This is a genomic window from Yoonia sp. I 8.24 (genome assembly GCF_022096995.1).
GTDB lineage: Bacteria > Pseudomonadota > Alphaproteobacteria > Rhodobacterales > Rhodobacteraceae > Yoonia.
The window spans coordinates 80,014-99,132 of record NZ_JACXGQ010000002.1 but is presented as its reverse complement, the minus strand read 5'-3'; the positions used below and the strand labels follow the sequence as shown (position 1 = coordinate 99,132).

The window sequence follows — 19,119 nt, the reverse complement described above, 5'->3', positions numbered from 1 at the left end:
AAATGATGGCAGGACCTTTTAAAATAGGTGTCGATGACGACACCGGCGCAGATCTGGGCTTTGTGCTCAGCTGTCTTGCGTTAGGAATGATCACGATGGAGGAGCTACATATGTGGATCCATCACGTGATTGCACAAACACCCGGTGGCGACGTGCCGCCACATTTGGTGGCACTGCTTGCGCTACAAAAACCCGCAAGCGTCTTCCGCCCGAACGAGGCCGTGATGCGCCGCATCCCACATGACCCGTTCATCAACGATGACCGCTTTGACGCGATGCTGGGGCTGCAGTTCTTTTTGCGCCGCGACAAAACCCAAGCCGTCGACATTTCCCAAGCTGAGGCCGAAGATGCCCTGCGCCGGAACCCGGAAGTTGCGGATCGCTTCTTTGCGCTCTTCCCCTTCTTGATGGAGAAAGTTGCCTAAATGGATCTCGCGACCCTCTTGCAGATGCTAGACGCAACCCTGCGTCTAGCAACCCCGCTTTTGCTAGCTTGTTTGGCTGGTCTTTACTCCGAGCGGGCCGGAATTTTTGATATCGGGTTAGAGGGTAAGATGCTCGCCGCTGCTTTTTTATCGGCGGCAATTGCGTCGGTCACGGGCAACGTTTGGCTGGGGCTTGTTGCCGGGATTGGCGCGTCGATGGCGCTATCGCTGATCCATGGTTTGGCTTCGATCACGTTTCGGGGCAACCAATTGATTTCCGGGGTCGCGATCAACTTTTTGGCGGCTGGGTTGACCGTTGTCGTTGCACAAAGCTGGTTCAGCCAAGGCGGGCGTACACCGCAGCTATCTGGCGATGCGCGGTTCGAACCGATTACGCTGCCCTTTGCAGAGCAACTGCGCGAAGTCCCATTTCTTGGTCCCATATATTACGAACTAATTTCAGGTCACACGATCCTTGTCTATCTGGCTCTTTTGCTTGTGCCAGTGACATGGTGGGTGCTTTACCGTACCCGCTTTGGCCTGCGACTACGCGCGGTTGGTGAAAACCCTGCCGCGGTGGATACCGCTGGGGTATCTGTCGTGGGATTGCGGTTCGCTGCCGTGGCGATTTGTGGTGTTCTTTGCGGCATTGCCGGCGCTTACCTAGCAACTGCACTGCAAGCCGGTTTCACCAAAGACATGAGCGCAGGGCGCGGCTATATCGCGCTGGCCGCATTGATCTTTGCGAAATGGCGTCCTTGGTATGCGCTGTCTTCATGCATCTTGTTTGGCTTCCTGCAAGCAATGGCCCTGCGGTCCGATGTGGTTGAAGAGGTCATTGGCTTTGCGCTCAACGGACAACTTTTGGACGTGTTGCCATTCATCTTGGTCGTTGTGTTGACAGGCTTTGTCGGTAAGGCAACAGGCCCCAAAGCAGGTGGGCAGGCCTATGTCAAAGAACGCTGATACACTTGCGGCACAAATTCGCGCGCTTGCGGGTGACGCGCCCGTGCGTGTCGGCCTGATCCTTGGCTCTGGCCTTGGGCATATTGCCGATGCGGTTGACGGCGTGGCGATCCCTTATCGTGATTTACCGGGGTTTCCACATGCAGGCGTCTCGGGGCACAATCCGAACCTTGTGATCGGCGATCTTGAAGGCATGCGGGTCGCGGTCTTTGGTGGTCGCGCGCATTACTATGAAAACGGCACGGCGGATGCGATGCGCCTGCCGCTTGAGGTACTGTGCGCCCTTGGTGCAGAGCAAATGATCGCAACCAATGCCGCCGGATCTATGTTACCGGACATGCCCACCGGATCGATCATGTGCTTGTCTGACCATATCAATTTTTCTGGGTTAAACCCCCTCATCGGCGAACCGACAGACGCGCGGTTTGTACCGATGAAAGATGCCTATGATCCGGACATCCGCAAAGCCCTACGTGCGGCGGCTGACGCCGCAGGTGTCGATATGGCTGATGGGGTCTACGCATGGTATTCCGGCCCATCTTTTGAAACGCCTGCCGAAATTCGTGCGATTAAACTGCTAGGGGCCGATGCGGTCGGCATGTCCACCGTTCCCGAAGTGATCCTCGCCCGGTTCTTAGGACTGAAAGCCGCCGCGATTTCCACGATCACCAACATGGCCGCCGGAATGAGTGACGAATCTATCAGCCATGAACACACCAAGGCCATGGCCCCCATTGGTGCCGCCAAACTTGAAAAGGTTTTGCGCGGATATTTACGCGGATTGGTTTAAGTCCAGAACCTTATAGCTGTTAGCGCCAACGCGGCAATTCCGCACCGCCAGCCCATTATCTGAACCCGACGGTTTGACAGCCGCGCATGAAACCTGTTTTTGTTAGCCTGCAAACACCCGGAACAGTTCATGCAAGTTTACCTTCCCATCGCCGAAATCTCGGTGAACGCCTTCCTTCTTTTGGGGATCGGCGGGCTTGTCGGGATTTTGTCAGGGATGTTTGGCGTAGGCGGTGGTTTTTTGATTACGCCGCTGTTGTTTTTTATCGGCATCCCCCCTGCGGTCGCAGTTGCGACGAGCACGAACCAAGTTGTCGCTTCGTCGTTTTCTGCGCTTCTCGCGCATCTTAAGCGCAAAACCGTTGATATGAAGATGGGGACGGTGCTGCTTGTTGGCGGGCTTGCTGGCTCTGCGCTTGGGGTCCTGTTGTTTAATTTCTTGCGTTCCCTTGGCCAAGTCGACCTGCTTGTGCAGCTTTGTTATGTGCTCTTTCTTGGCGTGATTGGCGCGCTGATGTTTGTGGAAAGCTTGAACGCTATCCGCCGCGCCAACCGCCCCGGTGCCCGCGTCGTGCGGCGCAAGCACAACTGGGTCCACAACCTACCGTTCAAGATGAAATTTCGGGTCTCGGGCCTGTATATTTCAGTTGTCCCTCCCTTGCTAGTTGGTGTCTTGGTCGGCGTTCTCGCCGCGATTATGGGCGTCGGCGGAGGGTTCATCATGGTCCCCGCGATGATCTATTTGCTGGGTATGCCGACCAAGGTTGTGATTGGGACATCGCTGTTCCAAATCATCTTTGTCGCTGGCTTTACCACTGTGCTACACGCCACGACCAACCATACGGTTGATGTGGTCTTGGCGCTATTGCTGCTAATTGGCGGCGTGGTCGGTGCGCAATTTGGCACCCGTTGGGGTGTGCGGATGAAGGCAGAGCAATTGCGCATTCTGTTGGCCACACTCGTCTTGGGCGTTTGTATCAAGCTGGCCATTGATTTGCTTATTCAGCCAACTGAATTGTATTCGCTAACAGCGGGGGCACTATGATCCGGTTGATCATGTTTATGATTTTGCTGGCACTCCCCGCATCTGCGGACGAAGAAATCGTGCTTGGCCTGTCACACGATCAGGTCGCGATTACAGCCACCTTTGAGGGGTCCAATATCCTTGTGTTCGGTGCGGTTAGGCGTGAAACGCCGATCCCCGACAAAAGCGAGTTGGGCGTCATCGTCACCATCGCAGGCCCCGACATGCCTGTTGATATTTGGCGCAAAGACCGACGGGCAGGTATTTGGATCAACACCGATGAGGTCGAAGTCGACGCTGCCCCGTCATTTTATGCCGTCGCCACATCGGCGCCAATGCGCGATGTGCTGCACCATGTCGAAGACCTACAATACCGGATCACCGCGCCCCGCAAAATTCGGGCCATCGGTGGGCAGGTCAGTGATAGCGTCGCCTTTATGAATGCGCTGATCCGCATTCGTACCGATGAAGGGCTTTATCAGCGGCTTGAGGGGGCGGTCGATCTTGAACAAGATACGTTGTTTCGCACCGCGATTACCCTGCCCGCGAACCTGACCGAAGGCATCTATGAGGCGCGGATATTCTTGACCCGCAATGGGCGAGTTATCGATGAATATATCACCGAAATTCCGGTTCAAAAAGTAGGGCTGGAACGTTGGCTCTATAACCTCGCGCACAATCAATCGCTGATCTACGCATTGATGTCGCTTGCGATTGCGGTTGGGGCAGGATGGGGCGCATCAGCCGTCTTTGGGATGATCCGGCGCTAGCCGCGCTTAAACTTCTTCGCTGACCAACGTGAAGGGCGCGTCGGGTACCGTCAAATCATCGACACGTAGCGTGCCTTCGGGGCGGGCCAAGCGGTTGCGCACCACCCAGCGCAATTGGTTTTCTGCACGGGTGATCGCAACATAGGCAAGCCGTTTCCACAGGGGTTGCCCGGCTTCGACCCGACCCATGCGGCTGGCAATTTCGATGTCAGGTGCGAATACTTGCACCGTATCCCATTGCGACCCTTGCGCCTTATGGATCGTCACTGCAGCGCCGTGCAAGAACGTCGCCCCCATCCGCGCGGCAAAGGGGATAAACGGTTCCTCGTCACCCTCTTGTTCAATCTTCACGATGCTCGCCGCGCTGACTTGCGGGTCTTCGGCACCCATCACATGCAGGCGCGAAAAGCCGGGTTTGCGGCCCGGCCCAAGGTAGATCACTTGCGCACCTTTGATCAGGCCACGGGCCTCAAGATCAAGGCGCTTTTTGCGGTGCTTCAGCGGCAGTTCAATCCCGTCACAAATCAACGGCTCACCCGCGAGTAATTCATCACCTGGCGCACCAAACGCCGCGCGAAAGGCATGGATCAACCGGATACGTGTCGCGTTGCGCCAAACCAGGCAGGGCGAACGGGCCATCAAATCCGCTTCGACACGTTGGGCCATCACCACACGTTCGTCAATCTTTGCGGCCTCTGCAACCATCCGTTCAAACGCATAAAAATCCACCATCGGGTCGGCCAACGCATGGGCCAGATCAAGAATCGGGTTGCCCGCATCTTGACGGTGGATGCGGTTCAAGACCTGCACCCGTTTGGCCGGCAGGGTTTCAAACACCATCCCGCCAGATGATTTCACCGGGGGGAGCTGCGCTGGATCACCAAACAGAATGAGCGTCGGAAAAATTTCTTGCAGGTCTTCGAACTGCTTTTCATCCAACATGGAGCTTTCATCGACGAACCCTATGTCCAACGGGTCTTCGCGGCGTTTCCATCCGGTAATAAAATCACTGCCACGCAACCCCGCAGCCGCCAGTGCTGCCGGGACAGAGCTATTGACCTGATAGGACGCATAGGCGCGGTCCAGTGCCACATCTGTCAACCCTTCAATCTCAGGGCGGTCCCCCTGCCCGGCTAGCCATTCGGCGATTTTTTCGTATTCCGGATCATACATCGGTGTGTACAATATCCGGTGAATGGTGGTCGCCGGAACGCCCCGGTTGCGCAACACGCTGGCGGCTTTGTTTGTTGGCGCCAAGATCGCCAAAGTGCGCCGATCTTTGCGCTTGCGCCCTTCCCAATCGCCCGACACCACATCAACGCCGGCTTCTTCAAGCGCCTTGTATAGCTGGGCGAGCAACATGGTTTTGCCAGACCCGGCCTTACCGATAACCGCCATGACAGAGGATTTTTCTGATGCGGGCGGCGTCAGCAGGCTGTCGTCCAAATCCACACCCGATTGGCGTAGTGCGGCTGCGACGTTATCCCAAGCCTCGGCCTGATCGTCAGAGAATGTAATGGCTGGTGCGTTCATGCCGCGACACTACCTGCGCGATCGCGGGCGTGCCAGTGGATTACGCCACCTTTTGCATCGCCTGAATAGATTGACCAAACGATAGATCAAACCAGGCTTCGGATTGGTCCGACGTGACCTGCGCACGGCGCAAAACGCGCGCACGATCTTCGGGACGGAAAGGCCAAAGACCGACGCTGATTTTATCGCGGCCTGTTCCAGCGCTGCCCAATACCTCTGGCGAGGCGCCGATCATACTATAGATGCGTACCATACGTGGATCAAAGACGCCCAGAAGATGCGTTAACGAAAACGCGCGCATCAATTCGCCACCTGCAAGCATCATTGCCGCTGCGACACGGGGGGTGGCCTGTTGACCAAGGACAAAGCGCGTGCACTCCCAGATATATGGGCTTTCGATCCGTTCGCCGTTCAATAGGTTTGAAAAATGATCATTGACCATCGTGCGTTCGCTCGTTGGTAAAAACCGCATCGATCCACCATGGGTGCCATCCGCGTTTTCCCAGATTACATAGAGCGGGTTCATCGCATCATATTCGTCGTGTTCTTCGCCGTTTTCATCAACGGACACCGCCCAGCGGAGCCGCTCCGCAAATTGCTCGGCCCGATCACGGTGCATTGTGTGCTTCAAAACTGGTCGCCGGGCCAAGTCATTCCCGTAGATATAGCGCAACATAGAAAATTCCCCTTCAGCATGATTGGATAGCTCAAGGGTAAGGGCGCGTGCGCGGGCAGTTCGTTAATCGCGCGTGCGCGATATTAATGGTTTGTTAACAAATTGCTGCACCGCAGCGTTATTCGTCTTCGCGACCGGGCCAACCGCCGCTGGCCTCGCGGGCGGCACCGCCGACAACGATTAGCCCTTCACCAACCGCGCGTGCGACTGCATGGGTGGTGTTAAGCGCACCAAGCTTAAACCGGGCGCTTTCAATATAGGCGCGCAAAGTATGCTCAGAAATATTCAGCAATTCAGCAACTTGCGCGCGGCCATGCCCCATTCCAAGAAATGTCAGCGCCTCAACTTCGCGGGGGGACAGCTGACGTATCGGTTCTGGTCGTCGCTGCGCAGCAAGGGCCAGCACCTTTCTGTTCATAAAATGCGCGATCAATATCCATTCACGTTGATTCGCATGAACGAAATCATCCCAGCTTGCGTCATCGGTTGTGTGTGATGTGGTCAACAAAGCCAGTTGCCCATTGGGCCCGCGGATTGGGAATGAAAAACCTTGATTGCCAACACCATGCGCAATCGCATCTTTTCGGAACGCTTTTGCCGCACGCGATGACCAATCTAGTTGACGCCAGTCAACAGGGTGAAATCTTTGGAAGCACCCGATGATAACAGGGTCGATACGGATATAATCATTTTCGACATAGTGTTGGACCCAAACGGGATCATAGGTGCCAAACCCGTATTGCTCACCATCTGCACTTAGCCAATGATAGACCATGTGATCCACTGCGAAGATATCGCGCAGCTGCACGGTTAAATCTTGGATTTGTTCAAGCGTTTCCGCTTGTTCCAACGTTTGCAGAAAGCTGTTCAGTTCCAGTGTTTTCCCCTTGCGCTAAAAAATGCGCACTCTCGATCATACGGCTCATTTCAACCCTAGCGGAAGCTGCCGCATTTTCAAGCTGCGCTTCTAAAACGGAAAGCTGATGTGTTTGCGCGTATCGCTGCAGATCGGTGATAACATCGAGAATCCATTCGTGGCCCATTTATCGATTCCTTAACTAATTACAAAGTTGTTTCTTTCTGCAAGAACAACACGATAACTATTAATTATTTATCCACAGGCGCAAACCCCCCAATTATGGGGGGTTTGGACAGATTTCACATTAACTCAGCATAATTAGGCGCCAAGTACATTGCAGCGTCATAGGGATGAGATCCATCTATGCGTGTGCAATCAATCTCGTTCGATCGCGTCATCAAGCGAACGCAGCCCGGTTTTTGGTGCTTGGATCAACACAGCCATGTTGCCGGGTTTATGTTCATTGCGGCGCATCTTTGCATGGGCCTCTGGCAGTTCTGCCCAAGTGAAGACTTCGGACATGCACGGGTCCAAACGACGTTCAATCATAAGCTTATTGGCCGCGCTCGCCTGTTGCAGGTTCGCAAAGTGGCTGCCCTGAAGACGCTTTTGGTGCATCCACATGTAACGCACGTCGAACGTCAGGTTATACCCGGTTGTCCCCGCACAGATCACAACCATGCCACCACGTTTACAAACAAATGTGGACACGGGGAACGTGGCCTCGCCGGGGTGTTCGAACACCATATCGACGTTGTTGCCTTTTCCAGTGATTTCCCAAATCGCTTTGCCGAATTTACGTGTTTCATTAAACCACGTCTTATATTCGGGCGTATTCACGGTTGGCATCTGCCCCCAGCAATTAAAGTCATTGCGGTTAATGACCCCTTTTGCGCCCAATGACATAACAAAATCACGCTTTGTTTCATCACTTATAACACCAATCGCATTCGCGCCTGCGGTATTGATCAACTGAATAGCATAAGATCCCAGCCCGCCTGATGCGCCCCAAACCAAAACGTTTTGGCCGGGTTTCAACTCGTGCGGGTGGTGACCGAACAACATGCGGTAAGCGGTCGCAAGCGTCAGCGTATAACAGGCGCTCTCCTCCCATGTCTGGTGCTTTGGGCGGGCCATCAATTGCTGCGACTGCACGCACGTGAACTGCGCAAAGGAGCCATCGGGGGTTTCATAGCCCCAAATCCGCTGGCTTTCGGAATACATCGGATCGCCGCCGTTGCAATGTTCGTCGTCGCCATCATCTTGGTTGCAGTGAATGACAACTTCATCGCCGACCTTCCAGCGTTTGACCTTGTCGCCAACGGCCCAAACGATGCCGGACGCATCGGACCCGGCAATATGGAAATCTGCGCCATGGACATCAAACGGGCTGATCGGAATACCCAGACCGGCCCAAACGCCGTTGTAGTTCACACCAGCCGCCATCACGAGAACAAGCACCTCGTGGCTATCGGGCTTTGGGGTATCGACCGTCTCTACTTGGAACGCCTCAAGGGGCTCACCGTGCCGTTCACGGCGGATCGTCCACGCGTACATTTGATCGGGCACATGCCCAAGCGGTGGAATTTCACCGACTTCATAAAGCGCCTTTTGCGGGGCTGCTGCGGGGGCATTCAGATCTAGGGCCATGTCGGTCTCCATCACATAAGGTCACGTTTTGCTGCGCCGCAGAATCAGCGGCCTATGTGATGGATAATATTGACTGCGCAACTTTACAACTGCTCAATGTACATTTTTGTAACTTTATGTCCGCCGCGTCGCAGCGTAACTTAGTAGAAAGTCACGGCAGAGACCTGACAGACGTTAACATTGTTGCGTACGACGCTGCTTCCGTCCCGGAATTCTGCTTTCAAATCAAACATGCAAGCCCCCGTACCATCGTCGAAATCGATGTTGATGGAGCTACCGTTCGCCAAAATAGACGATCCGAGGATGTCTTCTTCCCATGAATTTGTGCTGGTGCGCGATCCGTAGAACCGCCAAATCGTGTAGCCCGTGTTGTTCACAATCAGCACATTGCGGTTCATTCCGCTGGATGCGGTGCTTGTTTCAACGCAGCCAGAGGCGCCCAATGCGACCGTCGCCGCCAGAGCAAAAGATTTAAAATGAAATGCCATACCGTTTACTCCCTCGTTAAACGCGGCCCAAACTGGCCACGAAACAAAGGTAAACACCGCGATTGATTCGGATCAATCCCTAGGGTGCCGCAACGTCAGCGTCAAAGTGATGCGCAATAGTGTTTGCGTAATATGCAAGAATTGCTTGGCCAGTTTCCGTGATTTCGATGGTGTCGCCAGCAATATTGATAGCCCCGCGGACGGCAAGCCGGTCCAACGCATCGGATGCAATCTGATCCGCAGGGCGTCGCGGCAGAGGCATTCGTTTTGGTTTGAGCTGAGTAAGTTTTTTCACGATCACCGCCTCGAGCGCAGCTCTGTCGGCGACGTTATCATGGACCAACGCATGCGCAACCAACGGCACGCCCAATACCGGGACCGCCCTCATGATCCGCTTCTTTAGTTCCTCAGCGACGGCCGTGGTGATCTCATTGGCAGGGGCCGTTGTGTGATACTCAGATAGCTTCAGTGGATCACCAAAGCTGACCGAGGCAGTTCCGAATGTCCGAAACTGGCGCGTGATCCGCAACCAAACATGTCGCCCTACCCGGCGCAGCACATGCATGAAAGGTGGCCGAAACCGCCGTGTCCCTGACTGATCAGCAGCGATGAGAAACGTATCTTCAAGCACCCGGTCATAGTTCAGGGCGACGGGTACGAAAATAACTTCGCGCGCGTCCGGGTCAAAATCATCTATGATATAATTGAGCAGCCCAACACGAGGCTGTGCCATCCGCCCATCAAGGCTCAGCCCACCTTCGGGAAATACCGCTTGGCTCACGCCGCCGCGCGTGGCCATCTGCACATAGCGCGCAAGCACCTGACGATAAAGCGCACCACGCGATTTACGTCGGATAAAATAGGCCCCCATCGCGCGGATGATCGGCGAAAGCGGCCACACCCGCGCCCATTCCCCCACCGCATAAGACAGCGCACCCGCATTGGCCGCAAGATAAGTGACCAGCACATAATCCATATTACTGCGATGATTAATCACAAAGACGACCGCAGCATCGGGGTCTATCTCAGCCAATTGTTTGCGATCAAATGTTCCCAGACGAATGCGGTACAGCGATTTCGACAGCCAGCGCGCCAACCGAATTCCATAGCTAAAATAAGCTGTCGCTGAAAAGGACGGAACAATCTCGCGGGCGTAGCCCTTGGCTTTTTCAAAGGCGACGTTTTCGGGGACATTCTCTTTGCGGGCGTATTCCACGATCGCACGAGTCACTTCGGGGTCATAGATCAATCGCTGGATCATGTCATAGCGCCGGGCGAGCTTGAACGGCTCAATTGGGCGCTGAAGCCGTTTATTCACCCGCGCGATGACGCGTTCGGCCCGTTTACGAAAAAACCAACGCACCGATGGAAATAGGAAATGCGACGCAAACGTCACCCCCGCAAACAGGACAATTAGGACGAAAGCCCACAATGGCATTGAAACAGTTTGCGTCATCGCGTGAACCTGACAGGGAAATGCGCCGACGTAAATCCCGTCATGCCGCAACGCAGCGAATTGACAACATCACAAAATACCGGATAGTAACCCATAAACGTAACATTATTTCAAAGGGACCCGACATGTCGCACGCGCAAAAAGATCGCCCATGGCTTTTCCGGACCTACGCAGGCCATTCAACTGCGGCCGCATCCAATGCGCTTTACCGGGGCAACCTTGCCAAAGGGCAGACCGGGCTTTCCGTCGCCTTTGATCTGCCAACCCAGACCGGATATGACAGCGATCACGTGCTGGCCAAAGGCGAAGTAGGCAAAGTCGGCGTACCTGTCAGCCATTTGGGTGATATGCGCGCACTGTTCAATGACATTCCGCTTGACCAAATGAACACGTCGATGACGATCAACGCCACCGCGCCTTGGTTGCTCTCGCTTTATATTGCCGTCGCCGAAGAACAAGGTGCAGATATTTCCGCGCTACAAGGCACCGTGCAAAACGACATCATCAAAGAATACCTGTCGCGTGGCACCTATATCTGCCCGCCGGAACCTTCTTTGCGGATGATCACCGATGTCGCCGCATATACCCGCGAGCATCTTCCTAAATGGAACCCAATGAACGTCTGTTCCTACCATCTACAAGAAGCCGGTGCGACACCCGAAGAAGAGCTCGCTTTTGCTTTAGCAACCGCGACGGCCGTTCTGGATGACCTCAAAGACAAAGTACCCACCGCTGACTTCCCAGCGATGGTGGGCCGTATTTCGTTCTTTGTGAATGCGGGCATCCGCTTTGTCACCGAGCTGTGCAAAATGCGCGCTTTTGTCGAGCTGTGGGATGAAATCTGCGCGACCCGCTACGGGGTGGAGGACGCAAAATATCGCCGGTTCCGCTATGGGGTGCAGGTGAACTCCCTTGGCCTGACCGAACAGCAGCCTGAAAACAACGTCTATCGCATTTTGCTTGAGACGCTCGCCGTGACATTGTCAAAGAATGCCCGCGCCCGCGCGGTGCAGTTACCTGCTTGGAACGAAGCGCTTGGCCTGCCGCGCCCTTGGGACCAGCAATGGTCGCTGCGGATGCAACAAATTCTGGCCTATGAAACGGATCTGTTGGAATTCGACGATCTCTTTGACGGCAACCCGGCCATTGACCGCAAGGTCGGCGCGCTCAAAGAAGGGGCGCGCGCAGAACTGGCGCAAATCGACGGGATGGGCGGCGCGGTTGGCGCGATTGGCTACATGAAATCACGGTTGGTCGAAAGCAACGCCGCGCGGATCGCAAGCATCGAAGACGGGCGCACCACCGTTGTCGGCGTCAATAAATGGCAAGCAGGCGAACCCTCACCGCTGACCGCGGGCGATGACGCGATTATGGTTGCCGACCCCGAAGCAGAGGCCGATCAGCTGGACCGTCTGCGTGCATGGAAAACTGACCGCGATAATGCTGCGGTTAAAACTGCACTCGCCGCGCTGCGTACTGCCGCCACAGACGGCAGCAACATGATGCCCCCGTCCATTGCCTGCGCGCGTGCAGGCGTGACAACAGGCGAATGGGCCGATGTGATCCGCAGCGTCTTTGGCCAATACCGGGCGCCAACCGGGGTCAGCGCGAACCAATCCAACCGGACTGAGGGGCTTGATGATCTTCGTGAGCAGGTCAATTTGGTCAGTTCCGCACTGGGACGACGTATGAAATTTTTGGTCGGCAAACCTGGTCTTGATGGGCATTCTAACGGCGCCGAACAAATCGCAACCCGTGCGCGCGATTGCGGCATGGATATTAGCTATGAAGGTATTCGCCTGACGCCCGATGAGATTGTCGCAGCCGCGCGCGAGAACGAGGCGCATGTCATTGGACTGTCGATCCTATCGGGATCGCATGTGCCATTGGTTCATGATGTGATGACAAAGCTTGCCGCCGCCAATCTAACCCATATTCCCGTCATTGCGGGCGGCATTATCCCTGACGATGACGCCATTTCGCTGCGGGAAATGGGCGTCGCGAAAGTATATACGCCGAAAGATTTCGAATTGAACAAGATCATGGGTGATATTGTTCAATTGGTCGACCCGCGCGAGAAACCTTAAGCTGACTGAAATCTAACTTCGGGTCTCCCGCTTTGCGCGTGTTCGGCATAGTCTGACGCAAAAGCAAAAGGAGACCTGACATGACCATCCACATCGGCGCTGAAAAAGGCGACATTGCCCCTACCGTCTTGATGCCGGGCGATCCGTATCGCGCGAAATGGGCGGCGGAAACGTTCCTAACAGATGCGCGCTGCATCAATCAGGTGCGTGGAATGCTGGGGTTTACCGGCACATGGAACGGCCATCCGGTCACAATCCAAGGGTCGGGCATGGGCATGCCGTCACTGTCGATCTACGCCAATGAATTGATCAAAGATTACGACGCGCAAACGCTGATCCGCATCGGGTCATGCGGCGGGATGCAAGAGAATGTCGGCATTCGCGACGTGATCTTGGCAATGACGGCATCAACGCTTTCAACCCCATCTAGCGGCATCTTCAAAGAATTGAACTTTGCCCCATGCGCGGATTACGGATTGCTTGCCGCAGCCCATCGCGCGGCCATGGCCAAAGACGTACCCACACATGTTGGCGGCATCTATTCATCTGATGTGTTCTATGACGAACGCCCAGATCTGAACGAACAAATGGTGCGTCATGGGATTCTAGGCGTCGAAATGGAAGCGGCCGAGCTATACAACCTTGCGGCCCGCCACGGGCGGCGCGCGCTTGCGGTTCTCACCGTCAGCGATCACCTCATCACCCATGAGGCCCTGCCTGCCGAAGACCGCGAAAAATCCTTTGGGGATATGGTTGAAATCGCGCTTGAGGCGGCTTTTACCTAAGTACCATGGCTGCGGTCATATCTGTTCATAACAGGCGGCACCCACTCATCTAGGGTGCCGTCTTGGGGGCGCAGCACTTCCATATCAAGCGGATAGCACGCAGCCGCATCGCTTGAATGTTCAGCACTGCAATCGCCGCCCGGACAAGCGCTGAGCACGGCAAGCAGGTCGATTTCCGCAAACAGTTCGATATAATCGCCGGGGCGCACGGGGCTGGCTTTCATAAAATACTGCCCGGTATCGCGGGTAAACCCGGTACACATGAATACATTCAACACATCATGCACCAGCGGTTCAGCGGCGTCTAACCCCTGGCCCATATGCGCGGCCAAGGCGCGGGTCAGGTTGGAATGGCAACAATGGTGATACTGCGCGCCAGACAATAAATTCCCGGTGTAAGGATCACAACGCGTCCCAATCACATCATGCACAGAGCCGCCAAATGCATCCATTCCGTACCAATCTAACGTATCATGCGTCACCGTTGCCATTGGGCGCAGCGTCGGAAACGACGACCACAACCGGTCGCCTGTGGTCACATGCGTGCCATGCAGCGCGCGGGTTTTACCGGAATAGAAACGCTCTGTCAGGTCATTGGCATTAAACAAGTTCAAATCACCAACCTGCGGGCCATCAACCGAATGAATACGCAAGAAATGCCCGGCAGGCACTTTGATTACCGCTGCATCACGTGGCGCGACAGTCACCCGCGACAGGGGTGTTAACCTGTCGCGGGCGGCTTGATATAGCGCCATATCGGCGGCGGGTAACGTATCCGTCGGATAGCATATGACCGGCGGGACCGCGCGGCGCGCATCGGCATCTTTAGGTGGAGTCATCAGGTACCTCTGTATGCGGCAGGGGCTGCGCGGTTTTGGCGCGCATCCAAGGTCGCGCTTTCTTGCCTTCTACCCCATACCATTCTTCGTCTTTCGTCGCGATCATAGTGGCGGCAATTGCCATAAACGCAAGGGTCGCGCCAAACATGAGCGCGTAATCCGCACTCCGCAGGATTAAATACAGCACCGCATAGAGAACCACGAGCAAAGCGCCCATTATCCATGCCCGATTACCAAGCTTCAGACCGACAAACGCGTAAAATGTGATCAACGCGGTCGTCACAGCGGCCGACAGCAGATATGCGGCGCCAAAGCCGATCTGTTCAGCATAGGCAACCATCAACAAAACGAATGTCGACTGCGCAAGACCAATCAATATGTATTGCACCGGGTGCGCCGGGCGGGCCTGACGTTTTTCGATTAACAACACTGTCAAAAACGTCAATGAGATAAAGAGCAGCCCATAACGCGCTGCGCGGTAAGCTTGCTGATAAAAATCATTGGGTTGATAAAAACGCACGCCAAAGCTTCGCTGTGCGGCGTTATCAATTTGATCGCTACGGGAAACTTGTGGAAGGGGGCGTGCAAGCCCTGGGATTGTCCACTGCGCGTGAAAACCCGCTTCTGATATCTCGGAGCTATCAGGTAAGAACGCACCAGAAAAACTTGGATGTGGCCAATCGCTCGACATGGTTATCGTATTTGACCAACCAACAGGTGCGACATACAGGCTCCTTGCGCCATTAAATTCAAGGACGAGTTCATAGGTTAGCGCCTCTTGCGGGTCACCGACTGCGGCCATCACACCAGATGACGACAGCCGTGGCCGAAGGGGCACGTCGTGACCATCGACGGACAATATCGCAGCACCGCGCAGCGCACGATTGGATGTTAATCCGACCTCGAGGCGCGCCAGTTGCCATAAAATCGTATCCTGATCATCTACGTTGGCATCAAGCCCATCAACCGAGAAATCAAAAGAAAGCCTGCTGTTCGCACGATAAACCGGGACTTCAAAAAGCCCCCGTTTTCGGATTTCGCTCACTGTCGAAAAATCCACTGCAAAGTTTTCAGGCAACAGCACAAGCGACTGGCGGCGGCGTATTTCGATTTCGGAGTAAGTTTCTGTCCGAACCTCACCGTCATCTCCTCTTATCTCACGTTGTTTTTCGACCTCAACGGGGCCTTCAACAGGAATGACAAGCTGCGGCCCCGATATGGTCTGTGGCCCGCCCCATTCGCTACTCACGCTGCGCAGGCTTTCGCGCGCATATCTTGCGCGGCTATCGACAATTTCGCCCGCAAAAAACAATGGAATAAACATAAGTAGGGCAAGAAGCCCCACGACAAAAAACCGCATTCCTGTTGACCGCATTTTATGATCTCTTTTTCAATTCATGTATGCGCGTTTACTAAACAAAAGCCCCCGCAAAATTGCGAGGGCTTTTCGTGAGTTTATGTGCAGGGCGTCACTGGCAACGTGACCAGGAAAGGTTAAACGACGCGTTCGACCATCATGCCTTTGATATGCGCAATCGCCTTGGCTGGGTTCAGCCCCTTTGGACAGGTCTTGGCGCAGTTCATGATCGTGTGGCAGCGGTACAGTTTAAATGGGTCTTCAAGATCATCCAAACGTTCGCCTGTTGCCTCATCCCGGCTATCAATGATCCAGCGGTACGCGTGCAAGAGCGCAGCCGGCCCAAGGTAGCGGTCGCTGTTCCACCAGTAGGATGGGCAGGATGTTGAGCAAGACGCGCACATCACGCATTCATACAGGCCATCAAGCTTTTTGCGGTCTTCGATTGACTGTTTCCATTCCTTGGCGGGGCGGTTCGTTTTTGTTTCCAGCCATGGCATGATTGAGGCGTGCTGCGCATAGAAATGGGTCAGGTCAGGGATCAAATCCTTGATGACAGGCATATGCGGCAGCGGATAGATTTTCACATCGCCCTTAATCTCATCCAGCCCGTAGATACACGCCAGCGTGTTCACCCCGTCGATCATCATCGCACATGACCCACAGATACCTTCGCGACATGAGCGGCGGAACGTGAGGGTTGGATCAATTTCGTTTTTGATCTTGATCAGAACGTCCAGCACCATCGGGCCGCAGGTGTCCATATCGACGAAATATGTGTCGAGTTGCGGGTTCTTCCCGTCATCTGGATTCCAACGATAAATCTGCACCTTGCGCAGATTGGTCGCGCCTTCAGGCTTTGGCCACGTTTTTCCCACCGTCATGCGGGAATTCTTAGGGAGTGTCAGTTGCACCATCGCGATGTTCCTTCCGTCACGGGCTATATTGCCCGAAAATTCTTACAATGACCGCAGCCGCGCGGGGCGGATCGGCATTTCGCCCGTCAAATCAATGACGCAGCTTTCGTATACTTCTTGCGGGTCACGTCCGCGCAGCAGATCGGCGGACAAGCCGATACTGATACCGGTTGAAACACCTGTGTCGCTATTTACACCAACGCTGACCCCACCAGTGGGGGCTTGGGCGGCACGCGCACGTTCTTCGCAACGTTGGGCTGCTTCCTCGGGCGTAGGCGGCGTTGCCGCGCAGGCACCCACAAGGCACATGGCCAAAATTGCGAAACTGCCCCGCCACACGCGCATCAGCCAAACACCGACAAAAGATCGCCAACACCCAATGTATCGTCCGCGATGCATGAAATCGTATCCGGACGCCCGGCAATTTCGACCACCAGATCCGTTGTCGCAGAGGTCGTGCCAACAACAGCAGCCTGTGCGATTTCAACGATTTCGCTGCTGGATGCGTTGTCGATAATACAATCGGTCACCGGTGTCGCATCGACCCCAGGGAACTTGCTCTCGACGACGCCATTCACCACAGTTTTTGCGCTGCTGCGCGCGATTTGGTCGACGCTATCAGACGCGTCAAGACACCCAGACAGGCCAAAGGCTGTCGCAGCAATCAATCCATATTTCCACATTAGAACGTCCTTTCTTTGGGCGCGATTTTCGCTTCGGAAATTCCGCCCTGCTTTTCGGTTGTCAGTGGGGTCGTGATGACAGGACGGTGGCTGAGCTTGACGCTATTGCCGTCAACGTGGCTGATTGTGTGCACCCGCCAGTTTTCATCGTCACGCGTTGCGTAGTCTTCATGCGCGTGGGCGCCACGGCTTTCCTTGCGGGCCTCAGCGCCAACGATTGTTGCCAAAGCGTTTGGCATCAGGTTGGTCAGTTCCAGTGTTTCCATCAGGTCAGAGTTCCAAACCAGGCTGCGATCAGTGACCTTGAGGTCATCCATCTTACCCGCAATCGCCGTCATTTTCTCAACACCTTCGGCCAGAGTTTTGTCGGTGCGGAACACCGCAGCGTCTGCCTGCATCGCCTTTTGCATCTCAAGGCGCAGATCAGCCGTGGCAATGTTGCCTTTGGCGTGGCGCAGCCCGTCAAAACGATCAAAACACGCATCAACAGATGGCTGGTTCAATGTTGGGTTTGGCGCGTTGCGATCAACCACTTCGCCTGCACGAATTGCAGCCGCGCGGCCAAACACCACAAGATCAATCAGCGAATTCGACCCAAGACGGTTCGCACCATGCACAGAGGCACAGCCAGCTTCGCCAACGGCCATCAGGCCCGGCACAACAGCGTTTGGATCTTTGGCAGTGGGGTTCAGCACCTCACCGTAATAGTTGGTTGGGATACCGCCCATGTTATAGTGCACTGTCGGCAGAACCGGGATCGGCTCTTTGGTCACGTCAACACCGGCAAAAATCTTGGCCGATTCAGAAATACCCGGCAGACGTTCTGCCAGCGCTTCGGATGGGAGGTGGTTGAGGTTGAGGTGAATATGATCACCGCCTGCGCCCACACCGCGCCCTTCGCGAATTTCCATTGTCATACAGCGGCTGACATAATCACGCGGAGCAAGGTCTTTGTAGTTCGGGGCGTACCGCTCCATAAACCGTTCACCTTCAGAGTTGGTGAGATACCCACCTTCGCCGCGCGCGCCTTCGGTGATCAGACAGCCAGCGCCGTAAATACCGGTTGGGTGGAATTGCACGAATTCCATGTCCTGAAGTGGCAGCCCCTGACGCGCCACCATACCGCCGCCGTCACCTGTACAGGTGTGTGCAGACGTGGCTGAGAAATAGGCGCGGCCATAGCCGCCGGTCGCGAGCACAACAGTTTTTGCGTTGAACACATGCATCGTGCCATCGTCAAGCTTCCATGCGATGACGCCTTGGCAGACGCCATCTTCGGACATGATCAAATCAAGCGCGAAATATTCGATGTAGAATTCAGCCTGCTGTTTCAGCGATTGCCCATAAAGCGTGTGCAAAATCGCGTGACCGGTCCGGTCAGCAGCGGCACAGGTCCGTTGCACGGGCGGGCCTTCGCCAAATTCGGTGGTGTGGCCGCCAAATGGACGCTGGTAAATCTTGCCTTCTTCAGTACGCGAGAATGGCACACCGTAGTGCTCTAGCTCGTATACCGCTTTGGGGGCTTCGCGTGCGAGATATTCCATCGCATCTGTGTCACCCAACCAGTCAGACCCTTTCACAGTATCATACATATGCCACTGCCAGCTATCGGGGCCCATGTTCCCCAGCGAAGCAGCGATACCACCTTGCGCCGCAACTGTGTGCGAGCGGGTTGGAAACACCTTTGAGATACAGGCTGTCCGCAGCCCTTGTTCCGCCAGACCCAGCGTCGCGCGCAGACCAGCACCACCAGCACCGACAACGATCGCGTCATAGGTGTGGGTTTCGTATTCGTATGCAGCCATTGTTTTGTTG

20 protein-coding genes are annotated in these 19,119 nt (G+C 55.1%); 7 read left to right on the top strand and 13 right to left on the bottom strand.

All coding sequences use genetic code 11. From position 1 onward, the window contains the following. Window positions 1-2 precede the first annotated feature (2 nt). From Yoon_RS03415 to Yoon_RS03395, 5 genes are all read left to right on the top strand, one after another. Window positions 3-425: a hypothetical protein gene (locus tag Yoon_RS03415; protein WP_238110146.1), complete on the top strand. Its 423-nt coding sequence runs from the start codon at window positions 3-5 to the stop codon at window positions 423-425. After that, the gene (locus Yoon_RS03410) at window positions 426-1,391 is read left to right on the top strand and encodes an ABC transporter permease (RefSeq protein WP_238110145.1); all 966 of its coding nucleotides are present in this window, start codon (window positions 426-428) and stop codon (window positions 1,389-1,391) included. Continuing rightward, complete coding sequence (locus tag Yoon_RS03405; RefSeq protein ID WP_238110144.1) at window positions 1,375-2,181, top strand: purine-nucleoside phosphorylase; 807 nt, start codon at window positions 1,375-1,377, stop codon at window positions 2,179-2,181. Before Yoon_RS03410 ends, Yoon_RS03405 begins: the two co-directional genes overlap by 17 nt. A 129-nt stretch (window positions 2,182-2,310) precedes the next feature. Continuing rightward, window positions 2,311-3,225, top strand: a complete 915-nt coding sequence (locus tag Yoon_RS03400) for a sulfite exporter TauE/SafE family protein (RefSeq protein WP_238110143.1) — start codon at window positions 2,311-2,313, stop codon at window positions 3,223-3,225. Beyond that, on the top strand, window positions 3,222-3,974 hold the full coding sequence (locus tag Yoon_RS03395) for a TIGR02186 family protein (RefSeq protein WP_238110142.1): 753 nt from the start codon (window positions 3,222-3,224) through the stop codon (window positions 3,972-3,974). The genes Yoon_RS03400 and Yoon_RS03395 overlap by 4 nt, the downstream gene beginning before the upstream one ends. 6 nt (window positions 3,975-3,980) lie before the next feature. Here the strand turns inward: Yoon_RS03395 and Yoon_RS03390 are convergent, their stop codons facing one another. From Yoon_RS03390 to Yoon_RS03360, 7 genes are all read right to left on the bottom strand, one after another. Beyond that, entirely contained in the window at window positions 3,981-5,507 is a 1,527-nt protein-coding gene (locus Yoon_RS03390) for an ATP-dependent RecD-like DNA helicase (RefSeq protein ID WP_238110141.1), read from the bottom strand. A 40-nt stretch (window positions 5,508-5,547) separates the two neighbouring features. Then, window positions 5,548-6,183 (bottom strand): acyl-homoserine-lactone synthase, encoded by a 636-nt coding sequence (locus Yoon_RS03385; RefSeq protein WP_238110139.1) that lies wholly within the window; start codon window positions 6,181-6,183, stop codon window positions 5,548-5,550. 118 nt (window positions 6,184-6,301) lie between these two features. Further along, complete coding sequence (locus tag Yoon_RS03380) at window positions 6,302-7,033, bottom strand: LuxR family transcriptional regulator (RefSeq protein ID WP_238110135.1); 732 nt, start codon at window positions 7,031-7,033, stop codon at window positions 6,302-6,304. Next, the gene (locus tag Yoon_RS03375) at window positions 7,011-7,226 is read right to left on the bottom strand and encodes a hypothetical protein (RefSeq protein WP_238110129.1); all 216 of its coding nucleotides are present in this window, start codon (window positions 7,224-7,226) and stop codon (window positions 7,011-7,013) included. The genes Yoon_RS03380 and Yoon_RS03375 overlap by 23 nt, the downstream gene beginning before the upstream one ends. Window positions 7,227-7,417: 191 nt before the next feature. Further along, window positions 7,418-8,692: a crotonyl-CoA carboxylase/reductase gene (ccrA, locus tag Yoon_RS03370; protein WP_238110128.1), complete on the bottom strand. Its 1,275-nt coding sequence runs from the start codon at window positions 8,690-8,692 to the stop codon at window positions 7,418-7,420. Window positions 8,693-8,832: 140 nt separating this feature from the next. Next, window positions 8,833-9,180 (bottom strand): hypothetical protein, encoded by a 348-nt coding sequence (locus Yoon_RS03365; protein ID WP_238110127.1) that lies wholly within the window; start codon window positions 9,178-9,180, stop codon window positions 8,833-8,835. A 79-nt stretch (window positions 9,181-9,259) separates the two neighbouring features. Beyond that, complete coding sequence (locus tag Yoon_RS03360) at window positions 9,260-10,636, bottom strand: 1-acyl-sn-glycerol-3-phosphate acyltransferase (protein WP_238110126.1); 1,377 nt, start codon at window positions 10,634-10,636, stop codon at window positions 9,260-9,262. A 125-nt stretch (window positions 10,637-10,761) separates the two neighbouring features. Here Yoon_RS03360 and Yoon_RS03355 point away from each other — a divergent pair, with 125 nt between their 5' ends. Together Yoon_RS03355 and deoD are read left to right on the top strand one after the other, a co-directional pair. Further along, window positions 10,762-12,723, top strand: a complete 1,962-nt coding sequence (locus Yoon_RS03355) for a protein meaA (protein ID WP_238110125.1) — start codon at window positions 10,762-10,764, stop codon at window positions 12,721-12,723. An 80-nt stretch (window positions 12,724-12,803) separates the two neighbouring features. After that, complete coding sequence (gene deoD, locus Yoon_RS03350; RefSeq protein WP_238110124.1) at window positions 12,804-13,508, top strand: purine-nucleoside phosphorylase; 705 nt, start codon at window positions 12,804-12,806, stop codon at window positions 13,506-13,508. Here deoD and Yoon_RS03345 read toward each other — a convergent pair. From Yoon_RS03345 to sdhA, 6 genes are all read right to left on the bottom strand, one after another. Continuing rightward, complete coding sequence (locus tag Yoon_RS03345; RefSeq protein ID WP_238110123.1) at window positions 13,505-14,347, bottom strand: DUF1989 domain-containing protein; 843 nt, start codon at window positions 14,345-14,347, stop codon at window positions 13,505-13,507. The genes deoD and Yoon_RS03345 overlap by 4 nt on opposite strands. After that, window positions 14,334-15,722 carry a cell envelope integrity protein CreD gene (gene creD / locus Yoon_RS03340; protein ID WP_238110122.1) on the bottom strand — a complete coding sequence of 463 codons (1,389 nt, stop codon included), beginning with the start codon at window positions 15,720-15,722 and terminating at the stop codon, window positions 14,334-14,336. The genes Yoon_RS03345 and creD overlap by 14 nt, the downstream gene beginning before the upstream one ends. A 119-nt stretch (window positions 15,723-15,841) precedes the next feature. Then, window positions 15,842-16,621: a succinate dehydrogenase iron-sulfur subunit gene (locus Yoon_RS03335; RefSeq protein WP_238110121.1), complete on the bottom strand. Its 780-nt coding sequence runs from the start codon at window positions 16,619-16,621 to the stop codon at window positions 15,842-15,844. Between the two features lie 42 nt (window positions 16,622-16,663). Continuing rightward, window positions 16,664-16,966 (bottom strand): hypothetical protein, encoded by a 303-nt coding sequence (locus Yoon_RS03330; RefSeq protein ID WP_238110119.1) that lies wholly within the window; start codon window positions 16,964-16,966, stop codon window positions 16,664-16,666. Beyond that, window positions 16,966-17,304 (bottom strand): succinate dehydrogenase, encoded by a 339-nt coding sequence (locus Yoon_RS03325; RefSeq protein ID WP_238110117.1) that lies wholly within the window; start codon window positions 17,302-17,304, stop codon window positions 16,966-16,968. Before Yoon_RS03325 ends, Yoon_RS03330 begins: the two co-directional genes overlap by 1 nt. Next, window positions 17,304-19,109, bottom strand: a complete 1,806-nt coding sequence (sdhA, locus tag Yoon_RS03320; protein ID WP_238110114.1) for a succinate dehydrogenase flavoprotein subunit — start codon at window positions 19,107-19,109, stop codon at window positions 17,304-17,306. The genes Yoon_RS03325 and sdhA overlap by 1 nt, the downstream gene beginning before the upstream one ends. Between the last annotated feature and the right edge of the window lie 10 nt (window positions 19,110-19,119).